Source organism: uncultured Rikenella sp., assembly GCF_910577125.1.
GTDB lineage: Bacteria > Bacteroidota > Bacteroidia > Bacteroidales > Rikenellaceae > Rikenella.
The window spans coordinates 1-4,989 of record NZ_CAJTMN010000127.1; the positions used below are offsets into that span (position 1 = coordinate 1).

The following is a 4,989-nucleotide window of genomic DNA, read 5'->3' on the forward strand; positions in this document are numbered from 1 at the left end:
TAGAAAATGAATAGCGCGATTCCTGAAGGAATCGCCGGGCTTGCGCGCTGGGCCTGTGGCCCACCCGGGGAGCGCGCAGCCCGAAAGGTGGTGGAGGATTTGTCTGTTAGCTGTGGGTTAGGCGAGTTGGATCGGGTCGGCGCCCGGGAGGTACCGCAATTTTCGACGCGTGAGCGGCGAGTTGCGGGCCTCCTGATGGGGAGGCGTCCGGCCCGCGCGCCCCTGACGGGGCGCAAAATCTTTGAAGTACTTCAGACCCAAGCCCGGGTTCGAAGTTCCCCAATCAGTCGAGTCATCCGTTTATTCCGAGAGGCAACGCAACTGAAGACTGTAGGCGCGGGTATGTGCGCGGTAGGGATCAAGGGCTGTCATGTGGAAAAACAAGTGCATTCCATTGGTGCCACTGGCTGTTGAGGAATAGCTGTAACCGTAACTGCCGACACCGAATAATGCGCCCGTAGTGTAGTGTCGTTCGCCCGGGGCGGGGTGATGCGGGCGAAGCCTGCGGGGCATTGGGGTAGAGGTTGCCATTTCGGAGTGCCTGTCGGCACCGTTTATTCCGAGAGGCAACGCAACTGAAAACCGTGGCCGCGGTAGTCTGAGGTACTGGTGCTGAGGCCCTGCGAGTTGAAATTCAAGGCCATGCCATTGGTACCGCTGATCGTCGAAGACCAGCTGAACCCGTAGTAGCCGATGCCCCTTGCTATACCCTCCCAGCCCGTACGACCGAAGTCGCGGTAGCCCGGGGCGGGGCGTTTCCGTTTATTCCGAGAGGCAACGCAACTGAAGACCGTGGGCTAGATATGTCGCGTTGCTGGGGTGGAGATCCATCGCGTAGAAGTGTATGTACATGCCTCCGATACCGCTGACTGTAGAAGCCCAGCTGTATCCGCTGTTGCCGACGTCCCACAACGCGCCCTCGCCGTAGCTGCGGTAGCCCGGGGCGGGGTTTGTCGGGCCGAAGCCTGCGGGTGTCCAAACGAGCTATGCGAGTTGCGGGCCTCCCGCTGGGGGAGGCTCTCGGCCCGCGCGACCCTGCGGGTCGCAGGGTTTACACTTTCCGTTTATTCCGAGAGGCAACGCAACTGAAAACCGTAGGCACGGTTGTTCACGTTGCTGGGATTGAGCCACGTCACGCCGAAATTCAAGCTCATGCCATCGGTAGCGCTGACCGTCGAGAACCAGCTGTAACCGCCGTGGCCGATGATGCTCAGCGCGCCTGTACTGTAGTAGCGGCCGCCCGGGGCGGGGCCTTTTGTTGTTAATCGTCATGGAATCTTTCATCACCCTTTCCGCCCTCCAGGGACATCTGCGTGCCGTGATCGAACAGCATGCCGGAGATGCGCAGTGGGTGGTGGCCGAGATCAGCGAATGCAAAGTCAATTATGCCGGCCATTGCTACCTCGAACTCGTCGAACGGCCGGATAACGGGAAAGCTCCTGCGGCTCAGGCCCGAGCCGTGATTTGGGCAGGCACCTATAAGCTGATCAGCGGCTATTTCCGGTTCGAGACCGGTTCCGATCTCGCCGCCGGGATGAAAGTGCTCGTCAAGTGCACCGTCTCGTATCATCCCGTTTACGGCCTCAGTCTGGTCGTCAGCGACATCGATCCGGCCTATACCCTCGGCGAGACCGAACGGATCCGCCGGCAGACCATCGCCCGGCTGAAAGAGGAGGGCGTGTTCGAGATGAACAAAGAGTCCGAGCTGGCGGACGTGCCGCAGCGGATCGCCGTCATCTCGTCGCCGAAAGCGGCCGGATACAGGGACTTCATGCAGGAGTTGGAGGCGTCGCCTTATCGGTTCGAGACCCGGCTTTTTCCGGCGGTCATGCAGGGCGACGCCGCCGAAAACTCCATTGTCGACGCCCTCGATGCGGTGGCCGAACTCGGCGATGTGCCTTTCGACGCCGTTGTCATTATTCGGGGCGGCGGTTCTACGAGCGATCTCGGATGCTTCGACAACTACCGGCTTTGTGCCTATGTCGCGCAGTTTCCCCTGCCCGTGATTACCGGCATCGGGCACGATAAGGATGTGAGCGTGGCCGATATGGTGGCCCACACGTCGCTCAAGACACCGACCGCCGTTGCTGCGTTTTTGGTGGGTCGGGCGGCTGAGATGGCCGGACGGTTGAACGGCCTTCGCGACAGGGTGACGCAGCGGGCGCAGCAGATGCTCGTGGCGGAGACCCATCGGATGGAGAATGCCGGTTTGCAGCTCGCTTCGCGGAGCTCAGGCGTGCTGCACGGCGGGCTGGCGCGGATCGACCGGCTGCAAAGTGCTTTGCGGTTCGGAGTCGGCGAGCGGCTGACGCAGGAGCGGCACCGGTGTGCATCGTTCGGCCCGCAGGTGGCGCGGCTGGCGACACAGCGGCTCGCCGCCGCGGAGATGCGGAACGGATATGCTGCGCAACGGCTCGCCACGGCGGCGGAAGGGGCGATCTCGCATCGTCGCTCGCAGTTGGAATTACTGGAGGTCTCGGTGCGGGCGGCGAGTCCGCAGCGGATTCTCGCACGCGGTTATGCCATCGTGCGGGGAGTGCGGGACGCGGCGCAGGCAGCGGTGGGGCAGTCGGTCGAAATCGAACTCCGCGACGGGGTGCTCGGAGCGGAAGTCACTTCGAAATCAATACAGCGGAAAAATGGCTGAAACGAATAAGAAGAAACAGATCACCTATGCCGAAGCGGTGGCCGAGATCGAAGAGATTCTGGCCCGGATGGAGGACAGCGAACTGGACATCGACCGGCTGGGGGCTTATGTCGAGCGGGCGACGACTTTGATCGCCCTCTGCAAGGAGAAACTGCTCAAGGCCCAGACGCAGGTCGAAATGGTGATGACGCAGGAAGACTAACCCAAAACCAAAAATACAACCGAATGAAAAGAACTCTTTACGGTGCGGCGCTTCTGCTTGGAGCCGCCGTCTTGTCGATGCCTTCGGGCGCTGCTGCCCGGCAGAAAAAGGAGCAGGCGCCGAAATGGAAACTGATCTGGAAGGAAGATTTCCGGAGGAATGGAGAGCTGGATACGACTAAGTGGTCGAAGATTCCGCGCGGAACGTCGGATTGGGACAACTATATGTCTTCGCGCGACGACCTCTATGAGGTGAGAGACGGGAATCTGATTCTTCGGGGCATCGTCAACGACGATCCGGCCTCCGATACGGCCCGTTACCTGACCGGCGGGGTGTGGACGAAGGACAAATTCGCGGTGAAGTACGGCAAAATCGAAATCCGGGCCCGGCTGGGCGAGGCTCGGGGAAGCTGGCCGGCCTTCTGGATGCTGGCCCAGGACGAAAAATACGGCCGCTATCCGCGGAACGGCGAGGTGGATATCATGGAACACCTCAATTACGACAGCGTGGTGTATCAGACCATCCACTCCTATTATACGCTGAACCTGAAGCAGGAGACGCCGCAGCGCTTCACCACGGCGCCGATCGACCGGGAGGGGTATAACGTCTACGGGGTGGAGTTCCATCCGGACAGCGTGGTCTTCACGCTCAACGGCCGGCCGACGCTGGCCTATCCGAAGATCGAGACGGAACTGGAGGGGCAGTTTCCGTTCGACCAGGCTTACTACCTCCTGATGGGTATGCAGCTCGGAGGCAGCTGGGTCGGCGGGGTCGATCCGGCGACTTTGCCGGTGCAGATGGAGATCGATTGGGTGAAGGTCTGGGAACGGAAATAACGGTGCGATGAAGGTAGCGGTCGGTATTACGGGGGCCAGCGGCGCGATCTATGCGGAACGGCTGTTGAGGCGGTTGTTGGACGAGCGGTCGGCGGAACGGGTGGAGCAGGTGGCTGTCGTCTTCACGCGCAACGGCCGGGCGGTGGCGGAGTTCGAACGGCCTGAATTTCTGCCGTGGCTCTCGGCACGGGTTGCCGCGGGAGAGGTGACGGAGTATCGGAACGACGATTTTTTTACTCCGGTGGCTTCGGGGTCGGCGGGGTACGATGCGCTGGTGGTCGTTCCGTGCAGCATGGGAGCTGTCGGGCGGATTGCGGGCGGACTGGCGGACGATCTGATTGCCCGGGCGGCGGCCGTGATGCTCAAGGAGAATGCTCCGTTGAATTCCCGGACGCTGATTCTGTGCCCCCGCGAGACGCCGTTGTCGATGATCCACCTGCGGAATCTGACGGCCGTCAGCGAAGCGGGAGGGATAATATTACCGGCCATGCCGTCGTTTTATACGCGGCCGCAGACGCTGGACGAGGCGGTGGATACGGTCGTTCAGCGTATTTTATCGCTTCTCGGACTGCTTCCGGAAGGGTATCGCGGCTGGCAGGAATAAATTTGACTATTCGGGGGAATAGTCTTACATTTGTCTGACCAAAACCAAACAATTTCATATACTCATGGCTTACAAAATCGATCCCGACAAATGCGTCGCTTGCGGTACCTGTATCGACGAATGCCCGGTAGGGGCTATTTCGGCCGGCGATGTTTATGTTATCGACGCTTCGACGTGCATCGAGTGCGGTACGTGCGCAGACGTTTGTCCGGCGGAAGCAATCGCTCCGGAAGCGTAAGACGACCGTTCGGTCGAAGACCGGAACAGAACTCGGGGATGTGCAAATGGCTTTGCACATCCCCGTTTTTTTGAGTGTTTGCATCTGAGGTCGGGTATAACGAGATGGTTTTTGCAGGTGTGCGACGATGCCTGAGTCCTGCGGAGCCTAAGGCGCGCGGATAAAGAATGGAGCCGACACGGCCGCAGAAATGCGAAGCATTTCCCGTCCCCGCACCCGTTGGGTGTTTTGTTAGGGTTTTCTTTGCCTTACTAAGTGGGGCCCGCGCGGCCCGAGGGTGGTTCTATCTTGTTAGGGTAGAGGCTGCCATTTCGGAGTGCCCGAAGGCACCGCGCCGACGCCTTAAGAGGGAAATCGTTCAAAGCGACTTGCGCTTTGGACAAGATTTCCCCAAGGCGCGCGGACTGAACTTGATACCGTCGCCCGCCCGCTTAAAGGAGGGATTTCGCTCGTTTTGCGGTG

5 protein-coding genes are annotated in these 4,989 nt (G+C 60.4%); all 5 read left to right on the top strand.

The annotated features are described in order from the left end of the window. Window positions 1-1,270: 1,270 nt before the first annotated feature. The 5 genes from xseA to QZ292_RS09510 all read left to right on the top strand — a co-directional run bounded on the left by xseA (window position 1,271) and on the right by QZ292_RS09510 (window position 4,527). Window positions 1,271-2,647, top strand: coding sequence for an exodeoxyribonuclease VII large subunit (xseA, locus tag QZ292_RS09490; RefSeq protein ID WP_294600955.1), 1,377 nt, complete (start codon window positions 1,271-1,273; stop codon window positions 2,645-2,647). Next, window positions 2,640-2,849: an exodeoxyribonuclease VII small subunit gene (gene xseB / locus QZ292_RS09495; protein ID WP_294600957.1), complete on the top strand. Its 210-nt coding sequence runs from the start codon at window positions 2,640-2,642 to the stop codon at window positions 2,847-2,849. Before xseA ends, xseB begins: the two co-directional genes overlap by 8 nt. Before the next feature lie 23 nt (window positions 2,850-2,872). After that, window positions 2,873-3,685 carry a glycoside hydrolase family 16 protein gene (locus QZ292_RS09500; RefSeq protein WP_294600959.1) on the top strand — a complete coding sequence of 271 codons (813 nt, stop codon included), beginning with the start codon at window positions 2,873-2,875 and terminating at the stop codon, window positions 3,683-3,685. Window positions 3,686-3,692: 7 nt separating this feature from the next. Further along, window positions 3,693-4,289: a UbiX family flavin prenyltransferase gene (locus tag QZ292_RS09505; protein WP_294600961.1), complete on the top strand. Its 597-nt coding sequence runs from the start codon at window positions 3,693-3,695 to the stop codon at window positions 4,287-4,289. Window positions 4,290-4,353: 64 nt separating this feature from the next. Next, window positions 4,354-4,527 (top strand): 4Fe-4S binding protein, encoded by a 174-nt coding sequence (locus tag QZ292_RS09510; RefSeq protein WP_294600962.1) that lies wholly within the window; start codon window positions 4,354-4,356, stop codon window positions 4,525-4,527. Window positions 4,528-4,989: the final 462 nt, after the last annotated feature.